Genomic DNA, 21,637 nt, shown 5'->3' on the forward strand with positions numbered 1-21,637 from the left:
CCGCCCGATGTTTGCCGGCATAGCGTCAGTAAGCTGATTATATGCCTCGACTTTTCGCCCGCAAGCTTCAACTACCCTGGGGAGTGTTCCTACTGGCCCTGATGCTCTTGGGAGTAGGTTCGCAGCGAGGCTGGGCCTCCCACGCCCAGGGCGGGCAGCTTACCTACCAGGCCCTGGGCAACAACCAGTACCGGGTAAGCTGCCAGTTTTTCCGGGACTGCTCCGGCGAGCCGCTCAACCCAGACCTGCGCCTCTACTACCGCGCCAGCGGCACTGGCTGTGCCGAGCCCGACCCACGCAGCGGCGACATCCTGCTGGAGCGCGTGGGCGAAGTAACCATGGGCAACCCCTACTGCTCGGCGGTGGGCACCCCCTGCGGCAGCCGGCTCCGCACCAACTTCCAGACGGCCCGCTACGAGGCCACGCTGACCTTGCCCCCCGACGCCGAGTGGCTGCTCTACGTGACCATTCCTCAGCGGCCCGCCGTGGCCAATGTAGATGACTCCGAAAGTCGGCCCCTGCACTTTGAAGCCCGGCTGCGCACCCTGGTAAACGGGGAAGTGGTGGAGAATACCTCCCCGCAGTTTCTAAGTCAGGATACGCCCGTGCCCTTCGTTTGCTGGCGCCAGCTTACCACCCTCACCTTCTCCGCCACCGAGCCCGATGGCGACTCGTTGGTGTACACCCTGGCCGACCCGCTGGCCGTGTGCGCCGGCCCGGCGCCCTGGGCGCGCTACCCCGGCAGCGTCGACAACACCAATCCGCAGTGTCAGGTAATTGACCCCGGCGGGGCGTATTCGGCCGCGTTTCCCATTCCATCCTTCGCGCGGGGCACCTGCACCAGCGGCAGCTCCCTGGCCTCCCCCGATTTTCGCATCAACGACTTTGGGCGCAGCGTCACGTTCCGACCCGCCTTGTACACGCCAGGGCTGGACATCGGGCAGCAGGCTCAGAACAAGTATGTACTGGTAGCCCGGGTAAGCGAATACCGCCAGCTACGCGGGAAGTGGGAGTTTATCGGCTCCGTGCGGCGCGACATGCTCGTGGTGGTGCTGGACTGTGAGGCTAATCAGGTACCAAACGTGCCACTCGTGACGGCGCCCGGTTTCCCCGCCGCTCGCATCTTCAACACCGACTCTACGCTGATTGAAGTGCCAGTTGGGCAGCTCACGGAGGCCCAGGTAGCCTTCACCGACCCCAACTCCGCTGACCTGCTCACCGTTGCCTACCCCGAGTTGGATCCAGCTCAGCCCACCGTGGAGAACCCCGAGCTGCTGCCCGCTCAGGTTGGTAATTTTGCCTTAGCAGGCAACCAGACAGCCCAGCCCTTAGGGAAACTGCGGTTGCAGCCCCCGGCCGCCTACCTGGGCAAGTCGTTCCGGATTCCCTTGCGCATCGAGGACAATGCCTGTCCGGCCAAGGCCGTGCAAAACCGGGTGCTGGTGGTGAAGGTAGTGCCCTACGTAGCGCCCCGCCCCTTGCAGACCTACAACGTTTTCTCCCCGAACGGCGACAACATCAACGATGCCTTTGTGATTGATGCGTTGCCGCCCGGCAGCGGGCTGCGGGTGTACAACCGCTGGGGGCGGCTGGTGCAGGAGTTTGCCGATTACCGCAACAACTGGAAGGGTGAAAAGAACCCGGCTGGCCTGTACTACTTTATTCTGACGCCCGCCGTGGGCGCGCCGGTGAAAGGCTGGGTCGAACTGGTGCGGTAAGCCCGTACTATTTCCCTGCTTTGTGCTATGGCTGATTAGTTATCAAGCGGCAGCTGGTGCCGCTCGTTTTTCACCACGTTATCCAGCGTCCAGGTTATTTCCTCCGCGAAGGCGTGCTGCCGCACCGGGCAGTCCGGCATGTGGCAGTGCGAGCAGGCCGCAAATGTGCAGGGGTCGGCGTGCACAAACATTTCGACGGGCACGGCAAACTCCTGGTTTACCAGCTGCTCAATGCGGTGCACTTGCGCATGGGTCTGCTCCAGGCTAAAGTAGTAGGGCATGGTCACGTGGCAGTCGATGTGCAGATCGGCCCCGTAGCGCACCACGCGCAGGTTGTGCACGTCTATCCAGGCTGGCTCCCGGTGCTCCTGCAGCTCGGCTACCACGTTCTGCACCGTGGCCTCGTCGGCTTCATCCATCAGCCCCGAAACCGAGCGGCGCACCATGCGGTAGCCATTCACCACAATGAACACCCCGAGCAGTAAGGCTGCGGCGGAGTCATACACCACGTTATCGGTGAAAACGACCAGCCCCAGCGCCGCGCAGGATACCAGCGTGCTTACCGCATCAAGGTACAAATGCTGCCCGTCGCCTACCAGCGTGGGCGAATGGTGCGTGCGCCCGGCCCGGATTAGTAGAAAACCCACCCCCAGGTTCACTAGGGCCGTAAAGGCTAGCAACACCACGCCCCAGTCGGGCCGGGCAATGGCGTGGGGGTGCAGCAGGGCTTGCAGGGCCGTGTAGAAGATATACACGCCCGCCATTAGAATGAGCCCGCCCTCGAACCCTACCGAGAGGTATTCAATTTTGCCGTGCCCGTAGGGGTGATTTTCGTCCCGGGGCAGGCTGGCCAGGTAGATGCTGTAGAGGGCAAAGCCACTGGCTACCACGTTGATGATGGACTCCAGCGCATCCGTCAGCACAGCCTGGGAGCGGGTTAGCAGCCAGGCGTAGAACTTGATGGCAACCAGCAGAATACTGACAACGAGGGACAGTAAGGCATAGCGCGTTTTAAGGGGCAACGAAAACATAGGCAGCGCTACGTGAAAAGCCAGCCGCTCGTTTTTTACCACGAACTAACCCCGGCTCAAAGAGCAAAATTCCGACAAAATCCCGGCATCCTGGGCTATACGTAACTTTTTAAAACAAATACAGTAAGTAGACTGTCTTAAAAATAAATTTAGACAAGCCTAAAAATTGCTTCCTTTGTGACTGCAAATACATCTATTCCTGTACCTGATGTCAATTCTGCTCCTATGCCGGTAACGCTACCTACGCCAAACCCTATGCCTGCCGAGGAAGCCTTGCCGGTTTCTGCCCCACCCGCCGAAGCCGGCTGGAAGCGTCCCCGCACGGCCCCGTCGCTGCGGGAAGTGTATGCCAGCATCAAGGTGCCCGCTCAGAGTGCTTCTTTCTGGCGTAAGCTGATGGCTTTTTGGGGGCCGGGCCTGATGGTAGCCGTGGGGTACATGGACCCCGGCAACTGGGCTACCGACATTGCCGGCGGTTCCCGCTTCGGCTATACGCTGCTGTCGGTGATTCTGATTTCCAACCTGTTTGCCATGCTGCTGCAGCACCTGGCGGCTAAGCTGGGTATTGTTACGGGGCGCGACCTGGCCCAGGCGTGCCGGGACCATTTCTCCAAGCCGGTTTCCATGGTGCTGTGGCTGTTCTGTGAAATAGCCATTGCCGCCTGCGACCTGGCCGAAGTCATTGGGTCAGCCATAGCCTTGAACCTGCTGTTTGGCCTGCCCCTGCCCTGGGGGGTGGTGCTTACTATCCTGGATGTGCTGGTTGTGCTGTTTTTCCAGAACAAAGGCTTCCGGGTTATCGAGAGCATCGTGGCCGGCCTGATTGTGCTGATTTTCGGGTGCTTCCTCTACGAAATAATTGTCTCCAACCCCGATTACTTCGGCATCTTGGCGGGCTTGGTGCCTCGGCCGGAGGTAGTCACCACTCCGGGCATGCTTTACGTGGCCATCGGAATTCTGGGTGCCACGGTGATGCCTCACAACCTCTACCTGCATTCGAGCATTGTGCAAACCCGAGCCTTTGTACAGGACGAGCCCGGCCGCCGCATGGCTATCAAATTTGCTACCATCGACAGCACGGTGGCTTTGTTTCTGGCCTTCTTCGTAAATGCCGCCATTCTGATTACGGCCGCTGCGGCGTTTCACCACAACGGCCGCCACGATGTAGCCGATATCAACCAGGCCTATGAGCTGCTGACGCCGGTGCTGGGCGCGGGAGCTGCCTCAGTGGTATTTGCCGTGGCGCTGCTAGCCTCGGGCCAGAACTCTACGCTAACGGGAACCTTGGCCGGGCAGATTGTGATGGAAGGCTTTCTAAACCTGCAGCTCAGGCCCTGGCTTCGCCGCCTGATTACCCGCGCCATTGCCGTAGTACCGGCCTTGGTGGTTACGCTTATCTACGGGGAAAAAGGTACGGGCGAGCTGCTGGTGCTGAGCCAGGTGATTCTGAGCCTGCAGCTGAGCTTTGCCGTGGTGCCGCTGGTCATGTTCACGGGCAGCAAGGCCAAAATGGGCGTGTTCGTCAATCGTCCCTGGGTGCAGGGGCTGGCGTGGTTGGTTTCGGCCATCATCATCGCCCTGAACCTGTACCTGCTGTACGAGACGTTCTTCGGCTGATAACGGAAAGTGCGGCTCGTTCGAAGTCGCGCTTTCTTTTTGACCAAGATTTTAGACGCATCTAAATAAAAGAATAGACACCACTAAAATGAAACACCTGCTACTGCTTATTGGAGGACTATGCGTGGCTATCCTTGCGCAGGCACAAAGCACCGGCAAGCTGCAGGGCGTGGTGCGCGCGGATGGCAAAGAAGTACCTTTTGCCAGCGTTGGCCTGAAAGGGACGACCCTGGGTACCACGGCCGATGAGCACGGCCACTTCCACCTATTGGCGCTGCCGGTTGGTACCTACACGGTGGTAACCAGCGCCGTGGGCTATCTGACGGCGGAGCGCAACGTAACCATCAGCGCCGGGCAAACTGCTACGCTTAACCTGACCATCAACCCCAATTCCAATGCACTGGGCGAGGTAGTGGTGAGCGGGACCCTGAACGAGGTGGTGCGTGGGGAGTCGCCGGTGGCGGTGGAGCTGTACTCGCCGAAGCTGTTTCGCAAAAACCCGGCGGTCTGCCTATTTGAAAACCTGGCCATGATTAATGGGGTACGGCCGCAGCTTAACTGCAACGTGTGCGGCACCGGCGACATCCACATCAACGGGCTGGAAGGGCCCTACACCATGGTGCTGATTGACGGTATGCCCCTGGTTAGCTCCCTGAGCACGGTGTATGGCCTGAGCGGCATTCCGAGTAGCCTGATTGAGCGGGTGGAAGTAGTGAAAGGGCCGGCCTCTACGCTGTACGGCTCCGAAGCCGTGGGCGGGCTCATCAACGTCATCACCAAAAATCCGGCAAAAGCCCCGCGCCTTTCCGTGGACGTGTTGGCCACCTCCCACCGCGACGCCAACCTGGACCTCGGCATTGCCCGCAAAATAGGCTCGGCCTCCACCCTGCTTAGCACCAGCCTGTACCACTACACCCAGCGCCGCGACGTGAACGAGGACGGCTTCACGGACGTGCCTACCCAGCAACGCGTATCCGTGTTCAACAAATGGAGCTGGACGCGGCCCGAGCAGCGCGTGGCCAATGTGGCCGGCCGCTACTACTACGAGGACCGGTTTGGCGGGCAGCTGGGCTGGAATCCTACTTACCGCGGGGGCGACAGTATCTACGGGGAAAGCGTGTACACCAGCCGCTACGAGTTGCTGGGGCAGTACCAACTGCCAGTGCGCGGCCAGCGCATTATCGTCAGCGGCACCTTCAACCAGCATCAGCAGAACTCGGCTTATGGCACCACGCTTTACCGGGCCACGCAACGCGTAGGCTTTGGGCAGCTCACCTGGGCGCGGGAGCTCAGCATTCGGCACAGCCTGCTGGCGGGCGCCACCTACCGCACCACCTGGTACGATGACAATACCCCGGCTACGGCCAGCGGCACCGAGCCCGCCCAAAACCAGCCTGACCTCATTCAGTTGCCCGGAGCCTTTGTGCAGGATGAATGGCGCCTTACCCCCGATGCTACGCTGCTGGCTGGCTTGCGCTACGATTACAACTCCCGGCACGGCAGCATCCTGAGTCCCCGTCTGAACTACAAGTGGGGCCGCCCCGACGGCAGCCGCGTGTGGCGGGTGGGGCTAGGCAACGGCTACCGGGTGGTAAACCTGTTCACCGAAGACCACGCGGCGCTAACCGGGGCCCGCGAAGTGGTAGTGCCCGAAGCCCTGAAGCCCGAGCGCAGCTGGAACGTGAACGTGAACTACAACCGGTTTCTGCCCACGGCATCGGGCGGCACCATTACCTTCGATGCCAGCGCGTTCTACACCTATTTCACCAACAAAATCAGCCCCGATTACGACACCAACCCCAACCAGATAGTATACCGCAACCTGGCAGGGTATGCCGTCAGTCGCGGGCTCACGCTGAACACGGAGTTTGCCTTTGCCCGCCCCCTGAAGGTAATGCTGGGCGTAACCCTACTGGATGTCTTCCGGCAGGAGCGCGCTACGGCCGAGGAACCCAGCCGGCGGGTGGCCCAGGTACATTCTCCGCCTTTCTCCGGCACCTGGGCCATCAGCTACACCCTGCAGAAGCTGGGCCTGGCGCTGGATTATACCGGGCAGGTGAGTAGTCCTATGCCCCTACCGGTTTTCCCCAATGACTCCCGCCCCAGCCGCTCGCCTTGGTTTGCCCTCCAGAATGTGCAGGCAACGCACAAGCTGCGGGAAGGCCTGGAGCTGTACGGCGGCATCAAAAACCTTTTCAACTTCCTGCCGCGCCACGTGCTGCTGCGCCCCTTCGACCCCTTCGACAAGCAGGTGGGAACCGATAATCCCCAGGGATATACCTTCGATACAAGCTACAACTACGCTCCTTTGCAGGGCCGACGTGTGTTTTTGGGAGTGCGCTACGCGCTGTAGGCGGCGCTGTATCTGCATGGGGTAAAAAGGCAGCTCGACACTTGCACCCTCTTCTGACATGGGTACGTATCAGGCGGCACCTCCCTCCTTCCCGCCTTACTCCATGCATACTTTTTACGTGTTGGCCGCAGCTAGCCTGTTGATTTCGGGCGCAGCTCAGGCCCAGGACAAGCCCAAGAGCTGCCCTTACGACTCCGCACACTTCAATCTGTTTAAGCCCGTACCGCGCACCCAGCTGCGCCCCCTGCGGCCCGACCGGCCCGGGGTAACCGAAAGCCCCTTTACGGTGGATGCCGGCCATTTTCAGCTCGAAACCGACGCCTTGCGCCTGATTAACTCGCGCGAGGACGGCAAGCAGCAGCGGACCTGGAAAGCCGCGTATGCCGTAGCCAAGCTGGGCCTGAGCCGCCGCACCGATGTGCAGTTGGAAGTGCCGCTCTATAAAATAGCCAAGGAGCGCCCCGCCCCCGATGCGCCCTGGCAGCGGCAAGCCAGCTTCGGCGATATGGCGTTCCGACTTAAGCATAATTTCCTGGGCGACGACCAACAGGGTCCTGTTGCCCTGGCCACCATAGCCTACACCCGCCTACCTACCAGTGGGCAGGGGGCGGTGGAAGGCGGCCTCATTGTGCCCATGAACGTGGAGCTCCCACATAAATGGAACTTCGATGTGCAGCTGGAGTCAGATTTGAATTACGACCAGGAAGCGCACAGCCACTATGTGCGGGTAATGCCGTCGGTAGCGCTGGACCACGAGTTCACGGAGATGTTCAGCTTCCTGGTTGAAGGCGTTACGCAATGGGATGCCCACCACGCAGGCTGGCGGTCTTCCCTCAACTTAGCCCCCATCATCTCCATTGGGGAGAACTTCCAGGCCGACCTGGGCACTCACCTGGCGCTTTCCAGAGAAGCAGAGCGGGAGTTTTTCGTGGGCTTCACGTACCGGCACTAGCACGCGTAGGCAGGTTTACAGGTACCATTCATTCCTATCCATCGCCCGCAAGCCAAGGCCCGAGCTGCTATCAGAACCGCGCCCCTACAACCACGGTGCGCTTGTACTCGCGCTTGGTGCCACCATTAGGCCGGAATAGCTCAATGTGCAGCACATAGATGCCTACCCCGGCTTTGCGGCCCTGGTCGGTGAGGCCGTCCCATTGCACAAAGCCTTTGGTAGGCAGGGTTTCGTTGCGCACCAGCTTGCGCACGGGCCGGCCCTGGGCATCGTAGATGGTCACGCTTGCGGCATACCCCGTTTGGTCGAGCGTGTAGTTGAGGGTTGTAAAGTCCTGCTGGCCGTCGGCGTCGGGCGTGAACAGCTCCGGTTCTACGCTGAATAGCTTGGTGCCGGCAGGGTCTTCCTGCAACTGCGAGTTGCGCCGGCCCGGCGTGGCATAGCCCACACTGGCCGCCGCCGAGTGGTAGTTGGCCGCGTCGTTGCCCCCATCGGCCCGGATGCGCTCCAGCGACACGCCGTTTACATCATCGAGCAAAGCCAAGTGCTGCTTGGCACTGTACGGTACCCGCTCGAAAGGCGCCCCGCTCCGGTCAAACAGCGTAACGATGCCCGCATCATCGGGAAACGTAGCCAGGTCATCGACCTCCAGGAAGGCGGTTGGCTCGGCGCTGGTCGGGTACTGGGCCTGCACCACATCGGGCCGCTCCGTAAGCACTACTAGCTGCCCCGGGGCTAGCACGAAAGGCACCTCACTGATGGCGGAGGCATCCACGACGCCATCAGGCTTCTCGTTTCCTAGCTGCCAGCCCTGCAGGTTGATGTACTTAGCCGAACGGTTGAGCAGCTCCACAAAATCGTAGCCGCCGGTGCGGGGGTTAAACAGGATTTCGTTTATGACTACGTCGCCACGCGCAGCGGCGGAAGGCAGGGCCACCGTAGCCGTGGCAGCCGCGCCCGTCGCATTGCCCACGCAGTCGGTGGCGCGCTGCACACTCACGGTTACGGGCTGGCTGGGCTGCAAAGGCGAAGTCAGGGTCAGGTCTATAGCGCGAAAATCGGGGCTGATGGGCGCTACCTGCGCAATGCTCTGCCCACTGACGCTGTACAGCGCCGGGTTGGCTGCTGCTACGCTGTCCAGCTTTTCGCTGAAGAACAACCGAATGGAGGCAGCTGTGAGAGCCAGGGCGCGCTGCAAAGCCGGCGGCCGATTGTCGGCGTTGGCCGTACGCACGGCGTTGGCCCGCCCCGGTGTGCCCCCGCTGGGGTCGGTACTGGAAGTCCAGTTTTCGAGGCCCCCGCACGGGTTAGTCGTGTCTATCATCTCCAACGCCCAGCCTCCTTCCTGCTTTTCCGAATCCTTGTACCAGGTATCCGAGTAGCGCACCTCAAACAGGGTTTGGCTCGTAGGGCTGCGCAGCACCAGTTGGTCGCCCCCGTTGCTGAGGCTGGGAAAATTGCTTACCCCGAACACTTTGCCGTAGCTGGCAAACTGCTCGGCACGGGTGCTGCCGCACACCACCGCATACTCCCCGGGCAGCAAAGTAGCGGTAGCCGGAAACACGGCCGGGTTGCCACTGCTTCCGGGCTTGAGCAGGCGCACTCCGCTCAGGTTGATGATGTTGGCGGTGGGGTTGTAGATTTCCAGGTACTCCGAGGCGGGCAGGCCCACTACCGGCGTTTCATCCGCCAGTATTTCGGTGATGATGACTTGGTTTACGCCGGGCAGGATGGCGAAGCCACTGTTGGTAAAGCTCAGCGTAAAAGGCCCTGCTAGTACGTTCCCGGCCAGGTCAGCAATGTTGCGCAGCACGAGGGCGTTGCTGCCCGTCGGCAGATCAGCGGCCAGGGTGAGGTGCACTACGTTCTGGTTTTGCGCATCCCGCGTAGCCGTGAGCACCGCGGGGCCGCCATTGAGCTGGTAGCTGCCAGTGGCCTGGGGGGTGGCTACAGCCTCATCAAACACCACGTCGAGCTGGCGGGCGGCGGTAGGCGTGGCGCGCACCACGCTTGGGGCCAGCCGGTCCGTCACTTTGAAATCATCAAACAGGAAATTGCGGCTGTTGCTGGACGAATACGTGAGCAGCACGCCCAGGTAGTTGCTTTGCAGGTAGGTATTGTCTTCGCCGATGCCTTCCAGCTGGTAGCTTTGCCCCGTGCCGGTGTAGTCTACTTCCAGCGTCCAGCCATCGGCCAGGGAGCGGGTGACTCGCACCCGTGCGAGGTTGTTGGTGGCGGAGTTCAGGCTCTGGTCACGGCCATTTACCACGTACACGGGGCTGCCGGTAGCGTCTTTCCGAAACAGGCTCACCTCATCGGGGGTACCGCCCAGCCGCACAAAGTAGCCGCGGTTGCCGGCTCCTTTCAAGTCGGCCTGCTCCGAAAGCAGCCACACATCGGCATAATTGCCCGAGCTGGTGGCCAGCTTCAGATTGGCATAAAACTCCCAGGTAGCCCCATTGGCCGTGGTGCTGGCCGTGGACAGCTGCAGCACCGTGCCGGTGGTAGCGGGTCCGTTCGTCTGTAGTTGGAGCTGCGCATTTACTTCGAAGCTGGCGGCGTCGCCGGCCCAAGCGGGGTTCTGGGTAAAGTTGCCGTCGGTGAATGATTCCGTTAGCTGGGCGGCAGCGGGCAGCGCCAGAAGCGCGAGCAGACAACAGAAGAGTAAGCGCACAGGGACAGCCGTTTAGGGTAGCAGATGCGTCGTTAGAAATCGGAGACGGGAGAAATATACCGAGAAATCAATCCGGATGCTAGTGTACATTTACACCCGATAAACCCTGTAAATCGTATGAAAGTAGCTGTCGTTGGCGCCACCGGCCTGGTCGGGGGTGAAATGCTGAAAGTACTGGCCGAGCGCCAGTTCCCCGTCACGGAATTAATTCCGGTGGCTTCCGAGAAATCGGTGGGTCAGGAAATCGAGTTCCAGGGCAAAAAATTCAAGGTGGTGAGCATGGACGACGCCATTGCGGCCCGTCCGGAGGTAGCCATTTTCTCGGCGGGCGGCACTACGTCCAAGGAGCATGCCCCGCGCTTTGCCGCCGTGGGTACCGTAGTTATCGACAACTCTTCGGCCTGGCGCATGGACCCCACCAAAAAGCTGGTGGTGTCGGAAATCAACGCCAAAGACCTCACCCCCGAGGATAAAATCATTGCCAATCCCAACTGCTCTACCATTCAGATGGTGGTGGCCCTCAACCAGCTACACGCCGCTTACAAAGTGCAGCGCATTGTGGTGAGCACCTACCAGAGCGTAACGGGTACCGGCAAAAAGGCCGTGGATCAGCTCCTGGAAGAGCGGGCCGGGCAGACGGCTTCCAACCCGGCCTACCCCCACCGCATCGACCTGAACGTGCTGCCCCACATCGACGTGTTCGAGGACAACGGCTACACCAAGGAGGAAATGAAAATGGTGAAGGAAACCAAGAAAATCTTCGGCGACGACTCCATCCGCGTAACGGCTACCACCGTGCGCATTCCCGTCATGGGCGGCCACTCCGAAGCCGTGAATGTGGAATTTGCCGAGGAATTTGACCTGGACGAGGTGCGCGAAATCCTGGCCCGCACCGAGGGCGTAGAACTGGTGGATGACGTGAAGAACAACGTGTACCCCATGCCCAAAGACGCCCACGGCAAAGACGCCGTGCTGGTGGGCCGCCTCCGCCGCGACGAGTCCCAGCCTCGCACCCTCAATATGTGGGTAGTGGCCGACAACCTGCGCAAAGGGGCCGCCACCAACGCCGTGCAGATTGCCGAGAAAATGCTGGAGATGGGGCTGCTGAAGTAACCCCGAGTGGTAGCCTTACAAGCCCCGGAGCAATTGCTCCGGGGCTTTTTTGTACTCGTGGGTGAGATTGTGCTACGTACTCGGGTGGCAGGTCGTTATTCATCGACTGAAACACTTACCCAATGTTGTGTAGAACAAATGCATGTATTTGCAGACTGGTGGCAAGAATTGCTTGAGGCAGTCCTTGGTGCCCAATCAACTCTATGGCACGAGCAGCTTCCATTGCCCGCTTTTTCCTGCAGATGAATCGGTCTGGTACAGATTGCCTAGTCTTCTACAAACGTCGATTTTCATAATGGTTCACTAAGATCTGTCTAGTTACAGCTTTACCAAGCCAGCATACCCGCTGGGGTTCGGTGTGCCGGCTGCTTGTTGCGCGTTTCCTGTGGAGTACTTTTAGCTCCGTAAAAAATTTTCAACTTTTTATCTTCTCATTATTGAAACCGATGCGTTTTTTCACTCCCGCCCTCTGTTCAATACTAATAACTTTTTCTACAGCCGTTTATGCCCAGCGCGTAGCTATTGGACCACGGGCTGGCATGAGTTTTTCGCGGTTAAACGGCCTTGAAGGCAACCGGTACCGTTCGGTTTCTCACCAATATGCCGGGGTGAATCTGATTTTTCGAGCCCAGCAGCAGTTAACCTTGCAAAGTGGCTTGGAATGGGTACGAAAAGGATATAAAAGCAAGTCTGGCGCCCTCATCAACGCAGGTAGTTCTTCTTATCTGGAGCAGGACAACGCGCAACTGGATTACCTGGACATTCCGTTACTGGCTCACTACCAAGGCAAAAACTGGAGCCTCGGACTTGGCCCCCGCTATAGCATCCTGCTACAAACGCAACGCAACGTACAACGCACATTGCTGCCAAGTGGCGAGGTAGAATATTTCCGGCAAACGGATAATTCGAATCGGGTATACAGCAACTCAACTCTAGGATTTATTACCCAGGCCGCTTACCAACTTCCGGGTGGCTTCGGGGTGGACGTGCGGTTTAACCAGGATTTCAGCCAGATCATCAACCGGCAGCCATTCACCAAGATGATGAATGTTCAGGCCGGGCTTACGTATTATTTTGCCTTGGACAAGCGTAAGATACCCGGTGGGACCAAGCGCGACAGTTTAGCAGTTGCCTTAAACTCTTTTAAAATCACAGAGCAACAAAACGTAACGCGCGCCAACATTCAGCGCGTGGGCGAAGGCCAAACCATTCGGCTGGTACGCTCCCAGAACGCCACTGGCGCCAATATCACTAACCTACAGCTGTTGGGCAGCAGTGGCAACGTGGAGCAGAGTGGTATCCAGAATAGTGGCTTTGTTGGCTTCCGTAACGTGGTGTTTCCCTTCCAGGGCACTATCAGCTATTTAGTCAATAGTGTCCCCATTCGGTTGCAATTCACTATTTATGAGCCCGGCGACTGGTCCGTGTTCATGAGCAATTAAGGCGTTCTGCCTTTTTTACTTGATTGACGCCGCAACCACAACGCCGCCACTGCCCAGGCCTAGCTCGGCAAACCCTCCGTTACACCTCCCCGAAGACCACCCCGGCAAAGTCCACCACCGCCCGGCGCGTCAGCTCCGGCTCTTCGAAATAGCCCAGATGCCCTACAGTATCGAGCAGCAATGCGTGGCTTTGGGACGGCAGTAGCAGCTGGGGCAGCAGGCTGTCGATGGGTACGGCTACATCGTCTTTGCCGGCTATGAACAAGACCGGAAACGCGGCCTCCCGCAGCACGTGGGTGCGGTCGGGTCGGTTTTTCATGGCTTCCAACATGCCTACTACAGTGGCTTCGGGGGTAGAGCGGCCAATGTCTTCCAGCAGCTGCCGGGGCTCCAGCAGCCGCTCCCGGTTGGCGGGCGCAAACAGCGGCCGGATAAAAGACTCCATAAACCGGGCTACCCCGTGGCGGCGCACAAAGTCAATGTTCTTGTCGCGGTTGCTTTTCTTTTCCTCGGTATCGGGAAGGGCGGTGGAGTGAAACAGCACCAGCCCGGCTACCATCTCGGGGTAGCGCTCGGCAAAGGCCAACGCTACGTACCCGCCCATACTGTGGCACACCAGCAAAACCTGTGGTACATTTTTCTGGCGCAACTGCCCAGCTACGTAGCGGGCCTGCGCCTCCATAGAGTAGTCGCGGATGTCGTGTACGTTGGTACCGTGTCCGGGCAGATTCAGGGTGAGCAGACGGTACTGATCGGGAAACTCGCGGGTAAACTCCGTCCACACTTCGCGCGACTCAGCAAAACCGTGGAGAAACAGAATAACAGGGGAAGAAGTAGACATAGCAGCAAAAACACGACAACGACGTGAGCCTGGTAACCCCAGGATTTGCCCGTAAAGGTAAAGGCCACAGAAAAAGCCAGCCCCAAAGGTGACTGGCTTTTTCTGTGGCCTTTTAAGCTAATGTGCTTACTTGCGGCTCAGCTTCAACACCTGCTTTTGCGTGCCCTGCTGAACGGTGAGGTAATAAACTCCGGCCCCGAGTGCAGCACTTTGCGGCAGCGGAATCTCCTGCAGCCCTACCGTAGCCGTCTTTAGCGTACGGGTAAGCAGCGTCCGGCCCAGTACATCCTGCACGGTGCAGGTGATGGGGACCTGACCTACGCTGTATATCTGCACCGTCACGTCTTGCTCGAAGGGGTTGGGGAATACTGTTGCTTTGAAAGCCTGCGCTGTAGCGGGCAATTGCAGTGTCTTGGCATCCGAGAAGTTGGTCTCCCCCGACACATCTACCTGACGCAGGCGGTAATACACTAGGCTGCCGGGAGCCGCTACAATGCTGCCATCCACGAACTGGTAGGTAGTGCGAGCCAGCGTGTTGCCGGCGCCCTTCTGCTGCCCAATGGTACGGAAGTTTTTTCCGTCGAGGCTGCGCTCAATGGCGAAATAGTCGCTGTTTTTCTCCGAGGAAGTAACCCAGACCAGCTTAGCGCTGGTGCCGGTCCAGGTAGCCGTGAAGCTCACCAGTGTCACCGGCAGTGGTACGCTCACCGTCACCTGCTTGGAGTTGGTGCAGGTACCGGAAGTGCCCGTCACGGTGTAGGTGGTGGTGGTGGTCGGGGTGGCTACCACAGTAGCACCAGTAGTAGAACTCAGGCCCGTAGCCGGCGACCAGCTATAAGTATTTGCTCCGCTGGCCGTGAGCGTGGCTGGGCTGGTACCCGAGGCCGGCGTTACCACGATGGTAGGCACCGCATTTACGGTTACCGTAACAGTAGCCGTGTTGGTGCAGCCACTGCTGTTGGTCCCCGTTACGGTATACGTGGTGGTGGTAGTCGGCGAAGCGAATACCGACGAGCCGGAGGTTGCACTCAGCCCCGTGCTGGGCGACCAGGTATAAGTAGAAGCGCCCAGGGCATTCAGCACAGTCCCATTGCCTTCACAGATTTCGGGGGCAATAGCCGTAGCGCTTACGGTCGGCTGGGGGTTGACCGTAAATGTCAGGGTTTGTGAGCTTGAGGTACAGGTCGCCGTTCTGCCGACTACTGTATATACGTACGTAGTAGCGGTAGAAGCCGTAGGTGTTACGGAAAGCGTGCTACCGGTTTCGGCCAGGGTAGTAGCGTTAGCACTCCCAATCTTTTGCGTCCAGGTATAGGAGGTAGCATTTGCGCTGGTTGTAGCCAGCGTGAAGGGCGTGCCCGAGCAGGTAGCTCCGGAAGCCGGACCACCCGTTATAGCCGTAATAGTGGGCGTGGGATTGACCGTGATGGTACGCGTCAGGGCAGTGGAGGAGCAGTTGGCATTGCTGGCTACCAGCGAGTAGGTCGTCGTGGCTGAAGGCGTCACGGTGATGGCCGCCGTCGTGCCAGCAGAAGTCGTCACACCATTGGTCGTCGCCGTCCAGGCATACGATGTCGCATTGCTAGCCGTAGCCGTCAGCGTCACCTGCGTGCCAGAGCACACCGTGGAAGGGGGGCTTACGGCAATGTTGCTGATAACGGGCGTGGGGTTCACGGTAATCGTAATTTGTTGAGCAGTTGAGGTGCAATTGCTACCTGCAGACGTCCTTCCTATCACGGAATATGTGGTGGTCCCTGAGGGTATTTGATTAATTGTACTCGCGGTCGATGAAATTGTCGACGTACCACTCGAAGTAGTTACTGTCCAAGTATAGCTTGCTGCTCCAGAGGTTGATAAGGTTATTTGCGTGCCTTGACAAATAGTTGTACTAGGGCTGACTACAATCGGCGTGATCGTTGGGGGTGTAAGTACCGTTATAGTGGCTTGCTTGGTTAGCGTCTGGCCGCACACTACCGACGTCACAGTATAGGTGGTTGTAACGGATGGAGAAGCCGTAACCGTAGCGCCAGTGGTGGCGCTCAGGCCCGTAGCCGGCGACCAGGTGAAGGTAGCCCCCCGTGATGTTGGAACTAGCCGTGAGCACGGTAGAGCCCGTGCCACAGGTAGTAGCCGACGTAGGCGTTACGGCCAGTGTCGGCGTCGACGTTACCGTTACCGTTACGTCTCTCGTTTGCGCATTGGTGCAGGTAGTCCCGCTATAGGTTACACGGTACGTGGTAGTAGCCGTAGGGCTTACGGTAATGGCAGCCCCGGTGCCCACGGTGGTTCCAGTGGCCGGAATCGTCCAGGTGTACGTGCCGCCGGTAAGGTTTGAAGCGGCCGTGAGGGTAGTCGGGCTACCGGCACAAATGCCGGGCGCTGCGGGCGTTACCGTGAGGGTGGGCACCACCAGCGTAATCTGCTGGGTGGCAGTGCCGCAGCTGGCCGTGTTGGTCGTAACGGTGTAGGTAGAAGTAACAGTGGGCGTTACCGTAAGGGTGCCGGTCGTGTTTGACTGTGTAGTGATACCGGGACCCGAGAAAGTATACACAGCTTGGGTTGCCGGAGGCACGGCCACGCCGCCCGTAGCCGTGAGTACCGTGCTTGTGCCCGAGCAAATAGTGGTGACATTGTTGGTGGCGCTGAGTCTGAGCGAAGGCGTAACGGAGATGGAAGCAACAGTTGTCTTCGTCTGTTGACATGCCGTAGTAGTAGCAGTTACCCGGTAGGTAGTAGTGGTACTCGGCGTCACCGTGATGCTATTCACAGTATAGGCCGGCACGTTAGAATAGGACTGCACCGTCGTGGTTTGCTGGACACCATTCACGGTGGTTATCGCCTCAACCAAGATATTGGAATCTGAATCCCCATTAAACGACAGCAATACTGCGCCACCATTTGCTGTAGTAGGACAGGTAGTGGTAGTGGCCGAGCCGTTACCGTTGTTTACCGTAAGCGTGGCCGTACCGGTAGTGGTGGGATAAATCAGGTCCAGCTTTCCCGAACACTGGCCATAGCTGGTGCTTAGGCCTGCCCATAGCAACAGGCTCAGCAAACTCAAAAGGGAGTACCAGTTTTTCATAATATATTTTTTTAAGTGTCAGACTGCTAACGAAGTGGTAAGGGCACAGCGCAGAAACCTGTCCACAAATATACAAAATTTACTTCAATACTTCATAATTCACGATTGTCTGCTATTGCAGCATAACAGGTAGTTAAGCCGAAAATCAACTCGTATTTTGGTTACATTATATTAGAATAACACAAATCACACCTTGCGTGGGCCCAAGTCCTGCTATGGGCACCTACCTTTGTTTTTCACTTTCTGAACGCACTTTTACGGCGGTGCTTACGCCACAGATAGGCAACTTGGCGCCTTTGATATTCGTATAAGCCGCGCCCGCCGCAAAAAAAAGACTCCCGGGGCCGGGAGTCTTTTTTTTGCGGCGGGCGCGGCTTACTAGGCTTGCTTGGCAAACTGCACATTGGCAAACAGCTTTACCTCGTCGCCCACCACAATGGCCCCGGCTTCGGTAATCCCGTCCCAAGTAAGGCCAAACTCTTTGCGGCTGATCTTACCGCTCACCTCAAAACCGGCTTTCTGGTTGCCGTAAAAATCGGTAGCCGAGCCGCCGTACTCCACCTGCAAAGTAACGGGCTTCGTGGTGCCTCGCAGCGTGAGGTTGCCCAACAGCTGGTACTCCCCTTCCCCGGTTTTCTGCATCGAAGTAGATTCGAAAATGAGCTGAGGGTACGACTCTGCGTCGAAAAAATCCCCCGACTTCAAGTGTTGGTCACGTTGCTCCTGGTTGGTATCAATGCTGCTGATATCGGCCGTGAAACGAACCTTAGCCGTTGCAAAGTCATCCTCCTCGGTTTCAGCTTCCCCGGCAAACTGCTTAAACGAGCCCGTAACCGTAGAAATGACGAGGTGTTTTACCTTGAACTGAACTTCAGTGTGTGTGGGGTCGATAACCCATTTGGTAGTAGCCATGGTGCTGAAAGGAAAAAGTGAGGGTAGACGAAGAAAATAACCTACGCGCTGGGTGGCGGAGTAGTAGAACAAAGATATGAATAATGTACCTACATACGTGTACATACATCTATTTATTTTTTGTCTACCGCTCCCGCAGTGTAGTTGCCCAGGTTTGGAAGCTGCTAGGCTTCCCCCAACAAAGCATAGTCCGGCCTTTTTTAGAAATCCCATCGGCGGCTTCTAGTATATAGCGTGGCAAGTAGTACCTTACTTCTTGGGACTCACACCTACCCCATTCGTTTACCCGCCCGCTCTATTCGTCCGTGAATGCACCGCCTATAATACCAGCTGATTCCTGGCAACGGGATTTTGCTTTGCTGGAAGAAGTATTTGATGCCGTCGTTGTGCTCAACTCCGCCGGGCAGCTTACGTGGATAAATGCGGGTTTTCAGCAGCTGTTTGGGTTTACGGCACCCCAGCAGGTCCCCGATTTGCTTATCAGTGCGCTGGCTGGTACCGGCACCACCCCGGAAGTGTTCCGGCAGCAGCTGGCTACGGCCCGGCGCCTGCGCTACGAAGCGCCGTTCCAGCAGGCTAGTGGCGCCCTCCGCTGGATGCGTCTGCAAGTGCAGCCCCTGCCGGCAAGCCACGGGTCGGAGGACTTGTTTGTGGGTCTGCTCGAAGATATTGCCGAGTGGAAAGATATGCTACTGGAGCGGGAAGAGCGGTTCCGCTACCTCACCGAACACATTCCGGGCGTACTCTTTCAGTGGCGTGAGCTGAGCCCCGAACAATTTGGCCTCAGCTACATCAGCCCCCAGCTTGCCAATATCTTTGGCCTGCTGCCCGAGCAGGTGTACCATCTGGTTGATTTTCTGCATCCAGAGGACCGCCCCGGCTGGCATAAAGCCCTGCGCCAGGTACGCCGCCTGGGCGGCGAATGGTCGTTTGAGGGGCGCCTGCTGGTACCCGGACAGCCCATGCGCTGGTGCCGGGGCAGCGCCGTTTGCTCGCCGTCTGCCACCCACGGCCGCCTCTACAGCGGCATTCTGCTGGACGTAACCGACCTAAAAAACGCCGAGGAAACCGTGCAGGCCAACGAGCAGCGCTGGCGTTCGGCCATTGAGCGGTTCGGCGACGGCGCCTGGGAGTTCAACTACCAAACCGGGGAGGATTACTTCTCGGAAGCGTACCGCACCATGCTGGGCTACAGCGAGGAGGAGTTTGCCAAGCTCCCTACCTGGCAGCACCACGTGCACCCCGACGACCAGGCCCTGAGCCTGGAAGCGGCCAACGCCTACCTGCGCGGCGAAACGCCGCTTTATTCGGTAGAGCGCCGCCTGCTCTGCAAGGATGGCTCCTATAAATGGGTGCTCACGCGCGGCATCATCACCAAGCGCGACGCTCAGGGCGACCCGCTCATCATGACGGGGGTACACACCGATATATCAGCCGTGAAGCAGGCCACGGCGGCCCTGGAGGCCAGCACCCTGCGCCTGTATACTACTATTTCCAACTTCCAGGAGGGCATTCTGCTGGAAGATGAGCACCGGCGCGTGGTGCTGGCCAATGAAGCCGTATGCCGCATTTTTCGGCTGGAAGCCACGGCCGAGCAGCTGGTTGGCTACGATACCTCCCTGTTGGGCCAGGATATCCAGCACCGGTTTCTGCAGCCCGAAGCATTCCTGGCCCGCTACACGGCCATTGTGCAAAGCCGCCAGCTGGTTACCGGGGAGCTGTTTGTGCTGGATGACGGCCGCACCCTGCAGTGTGACTTCGCGCCCATCTTCGTAGAAAGCCGCTACATCGGTCACCTTTGGAAGTTTGAGGACATTACCGAGCGCAAAAACAACGAGGACATGCTGCGCCGGCGGGAGGAGAAATACCGAGGCATCATCGAAAACATGAACCTGGGCCTTGTAGAAATGGACCTCGATCTGCGGGTAACCTACGTCAACCAAGCATTCTGCGACATCACCGACTACTCCCGGGAGGAATTTGAGGCTCAGCCCGTGATGATGTACATGCTTAGCCCCACGGATCTGGAGATGATGCGCCAGAAAGACCGGCGCCGGCAGCTGGGCGAATCGGAAACCTACGAGCTGGTGATTACCAGCAAAACCGGCGACACCAAATGGCTCCTGGTGAGTGCGGCACCCCTCTACGGCGACGACCGCAAGGTATTCGGCACCATTGGCATCACCCTCGACATCACCCACCAAAAGCGCCTGGAAAACCATCTGCGCGCCGCCAAAGACCAGGCCGAGGACTCGGCCCGGGCCAAAGAGCTGTTTCTGGCCAACATGAGCCACGAAATCCGGACGCCCATGAACGCCATTCTGGGCATGGGCCAGCTGCTGGCCAAAACGCCCCTCAACGCCGAGCAGCAGAACTACCTGCACGCCATTGCCACCTCCGGCGAAAACCTGCTGGTTATTCTGAACGACATCCTCGATTTGTCGAAAATCGGGGCTAGCCAGCTCTTGATTGAGCGCATCGGGTTCAGCGCCGTGACCTTGTTGAAGCAGGTGGAAAAAAGCCTGCACTTCCGGGCCGAAGAAAAGGGCCTCAGCTTTGGCGTAGTGGCCGACGACCAGTTGCCGCCCGTGCTGCTGGGCGACCCGTACCGCATCACGCAGGTGCTGCTGAACCTGGCTGGCAACGCCATCAAGTTCACGGAAAAAGGCGCCGTAGCCATCCGGTGCGAATTGCTGGACGCCACCGATACGGATGTGCTGCTGCGCTTTGTGGTAGCTGATACGGGTATTGGCATCGACGCCGACTACCTAGTGGATATCTTCAATGAGTTCAGCCAGGAAGACTCTTCCGTGACGCGCAAGTTTGGCGGTACGGGCCTGGGTTTGAGCATTAGTCGCCGGCTGGTAAACCTGATGGGCGGAGAAATTGAAATCGACAGCCAGAAGCACCAGGGCACGCGCAGCCAGTTTACGTTGCGCCTAGCCATTGGTACGGCCGCCGATCTGCCCCAGAAAACGCTGATTACCTCGGCCACCCGGGAAAGACTGCGGGGCCAGCGGGTGCTGCTCGTGGAAGACAACCACTTCAACCGGCAGATTGCCAAAGGCTTCCTGCAAAACTCCGGCCTGGTGGTAGTGGAAGCCGAGAATGGGGCCGCCGCCGTGGAGCTGGCCCGCGACCACGCCTTCGATGCGATTCTGATGGACGTGCAGATGCCGATTATGAACGGGCTGGAAGCGACGGCCTATTTGCGGCACCAGCTGGGCCTTGTCACGCCCATTATTGCCCTCACGGCCAATGCCATTAAAGGAGAGCGGGAGAAATGCTTGAAAGCGGGCATGAACGACTACCTGGCCAAGCCTTTCCAGGAAGAAGAGCTATTGAAGCTCCTGTGCCTTTGGACCCTTGGCGAAAGCACCCTGGAACCAGGCCCGGCACCGGCTACGGCTCTGGCGCCCACCCCGGCCCCGGCTTTGTATAACCTCGACATTGTGCACAAAATCGGGCAGGGCGACGCCTCCTTTACCGTGCTGATGCTGGAGTCTTTTATCGAAAGCTGCCAGGAAGCCATTACGGAGCTGGAAGCGGCCGTTGCCGCCCAAAGCTCGGATGCTATGCGCGCCGCCACCCACAAGCTCAAGCCCAGCCTGGAGCACCTGGAAGTGTTTCGCCTGCTGCCCACCGTGCAGGAGCTGGACGTCTGGCGCCAGCCCTTCGACGCAGCCGTGCTGCTACCACGAATTTCGGAAACTGTGGCCGGGCTCGAAGAGCTCATCACCCACATGCAGCAGGAGCTGCACACGCTGCAGGCCGAGCTGGGGACGGAGTAAAAATTCGTTACTGAAGCCCCACAGGCATTTTTGCTCCTTACGACTGGTGAGGCGAGAAAACAGGCAGTCACAAAAAAAGCCAGACCGGTAGGCCTGGCTTTTTTGTGGTAG

13 protein-coding genes are annotated in these 21,637 nt (G+C 58.7%); 7 read left to right on the plus strand and 6 right to left on the minus strand.

The window, feature by feature from the left end; genetic code table 11:
* The first annotated feature begins 41 nt into the window (after positions 1–41).
* Positions 42–1,718 carry a T9SS type B sorting domain-containing protein gene (locus FY528_RS02970; RefSeq protein ID WP_149069504.1) on the plus strand — a complete coding sequence of 559 codons (1,677 nt, stop codon included), beginning with the start codon at positions 42–44 and terminating at the stop codon, positions 1,716–1,718.
* A 35-nt stretch (positions 1,719–1,753) separates the two neighbouring features.
* Here the strand turns inward: FY528_RS02970 and FY528_RS02975 are convergent, their stop codons facing one another.
* Positions 1,754–2,749 (minus strand): cation diffusion facilitator family transporter, encoded by a 996-nt coding sequence (locus tag FY528_RS02975; RefSeq protein ID WP_149069505.1) that lies wholly within the window; start codon positions 2,747–2,749, stop codon positions 1,754–1,756.
* 255 nt (positions 2,750–3,004) lie between these two features.
* On the opposite strand from FY528_RS02975, the gene FY528_RS02980 reads away from it, so the two are divergent.
* The 3 genes from FY528_RS02980 to FY528_RS02990 all read left to right on the plus strand — a co-directional run bounded on the left by FY528_RS02980 (position 3,005) and on the right by FY528_RS02990 (position 7,671).
* Positions 3,005–4,366, plus strand: a complete 1,362-nt coding sequence (locus tag FY528_RS02980) for an Nramp family divalent metal transporter (protein WP_149069506.1) — start codon at positions 3,005–3,007, stop codon at positions 4,364–4,366.
* 88 nt (positions 4,367–4,454) lie between these two features.
* Positions 4,455–6,719, plus strand: a complete 2,265-nt coding sequence (locus FY528_RS02985) for a TonB-dependent receptor (protein ID WP_149069507.1) — start codon at positions 4,455–4,457, stop codon at positions 6,717–6,719.
* 103 nt (positions 6,720–6,822) lie between these two features.
* On the plus strand, positions 6,823–7,671 hold the full coding sequence (locus FY528_RS02990) for a transporter (protein ID WP_187631973.1): 849 nt from the start codon (positions 6,823–6,825) through the stop codon (positions 7,669–7,671).
* Between the two features lie 70 nt (positions 7,672–7,741).
* On the opposite strand, the gene FY528_RS02995 is transcribed toward FY528_RS02990, so the two are convergent.
* Positions 7,742–10,345, minus strand: a complete 2,604-nt coding sequence (locus FY528_RS02995) for a lamin tail domain-containing protein (protein ID WP_149069509.1) — start codon at positions 10,343–10,345, stop codon at positions 7,742–7,744.
* 117 nt (positions 10,346–10,462) lie between these two features.
* Between FY528_RS02995 and FY528_RS03000 the strand changes: the two genes are divergently transcribed.
* Together FY528_RS03000 and FY528_RS03005 are read left to right on the plus strand one after the other, a co-directional pair.
* On the plus strand, positions 10,463–11,458 hold the full coding sequence (locus tag FY528_RS03000; protein WP_149069510.1) for an aspartate-semialdehyde dehydrogenase: 996 nt from the start codon (positions 10,463–10,465) through the stop codon (positions 11,456–11,458).
* Between the two features lie 446 nt (positions 11,459–11,904).
* Positions 11,905–12,900, plus strand: a complete 996-nt coding sequence (locus tag FY528_RS03005; protein WP_149069511.1) for an outer membrane beta-barrel protein — start codon at positions 11,905–11,907, stop codon at positions 12,898–12,900.
* 79 nt (positions 12,901–12,979) lie between these two features.
* On the opposite strand, the gene FY528_RS03010 is transcribed toward FY528_RS03005, so the two are convergent.
* The 4 genes from FY528_RS03010 to FY528_RS03020 form a co-directional block, all read right to left on the minus strand.
* Positions 12,980–13,741 (minus strand): alpha/beta fold hydrolase, encoded by a 762-nt coding sequence (locus FY528_RS03010; RefSeq protein ID WP_149069512.1) that lies wholly within the window; start codon positions 13,739–13,741, stop codon positions 12,980–12,982.
* Between the two features lie 126 nt (positions 13,742–13,867).
* Positions 13,868–15,415 (minus strand): T9SS type A sorting domain-containing protein, encoded by a 1,548-nt coding sequence (locus FY528_RS03015; protein WP_187631975.1) that lies wholly within the window; start codon positions 15,413–15,415, stop codon positions 13,868–13,870.
* A 214-nt stretch (positions 15,416–15,629) separates the two neighbouring features.
* Complete coding sequence (locus FY528_RS21145; RefSeq protein WP_187631976.1) at positions 15,630–16,823, minus strand: Ig-like domain-containing protein; 1,194 nt, start codon at positions 16,821–16,823, stop codon at positions 15,630–15,632.
* 378 nt (positions 16,824–17,201) lie between these two features.
* A complete protein-coding gene (locus tag FY528_RS03020; protein WP_149069514.1) occupies positions 17,202–17,735 on the minus strand; it encodes a YceI family protein in 534 nt (177 codons plus the stop codon).
* Positions 17,736–18,091: 356 nt separating this feature from the next.
* Here FY528_RS03020 and FY528_RS03025 point away from each other — a divergent pair, with 356 nt between their 5' ends.
* Complete coding sequence (locus FY528_RS03025; RefSeq protein ID WP_187631977.1) at positions 18,092–21,526, plus strand: PAS domain S-box protein; 3,435 nt, start codon at positions 18,092–18,094, stop codon at positions 21,524–21,526.
* The last annotated feature ends 111 nt before the right edge of the window (positions 21,527–21,637 follow it).

This window comes from Hymenobacter lutimineralis (assembly GCF_008271285.1).
GTDB lineage: Bacteria > Bacteroidota > Bacteroidia > Cytophagales > Hymenobacteraceae > Hymenobacter > Hymenobacter lutimineralis.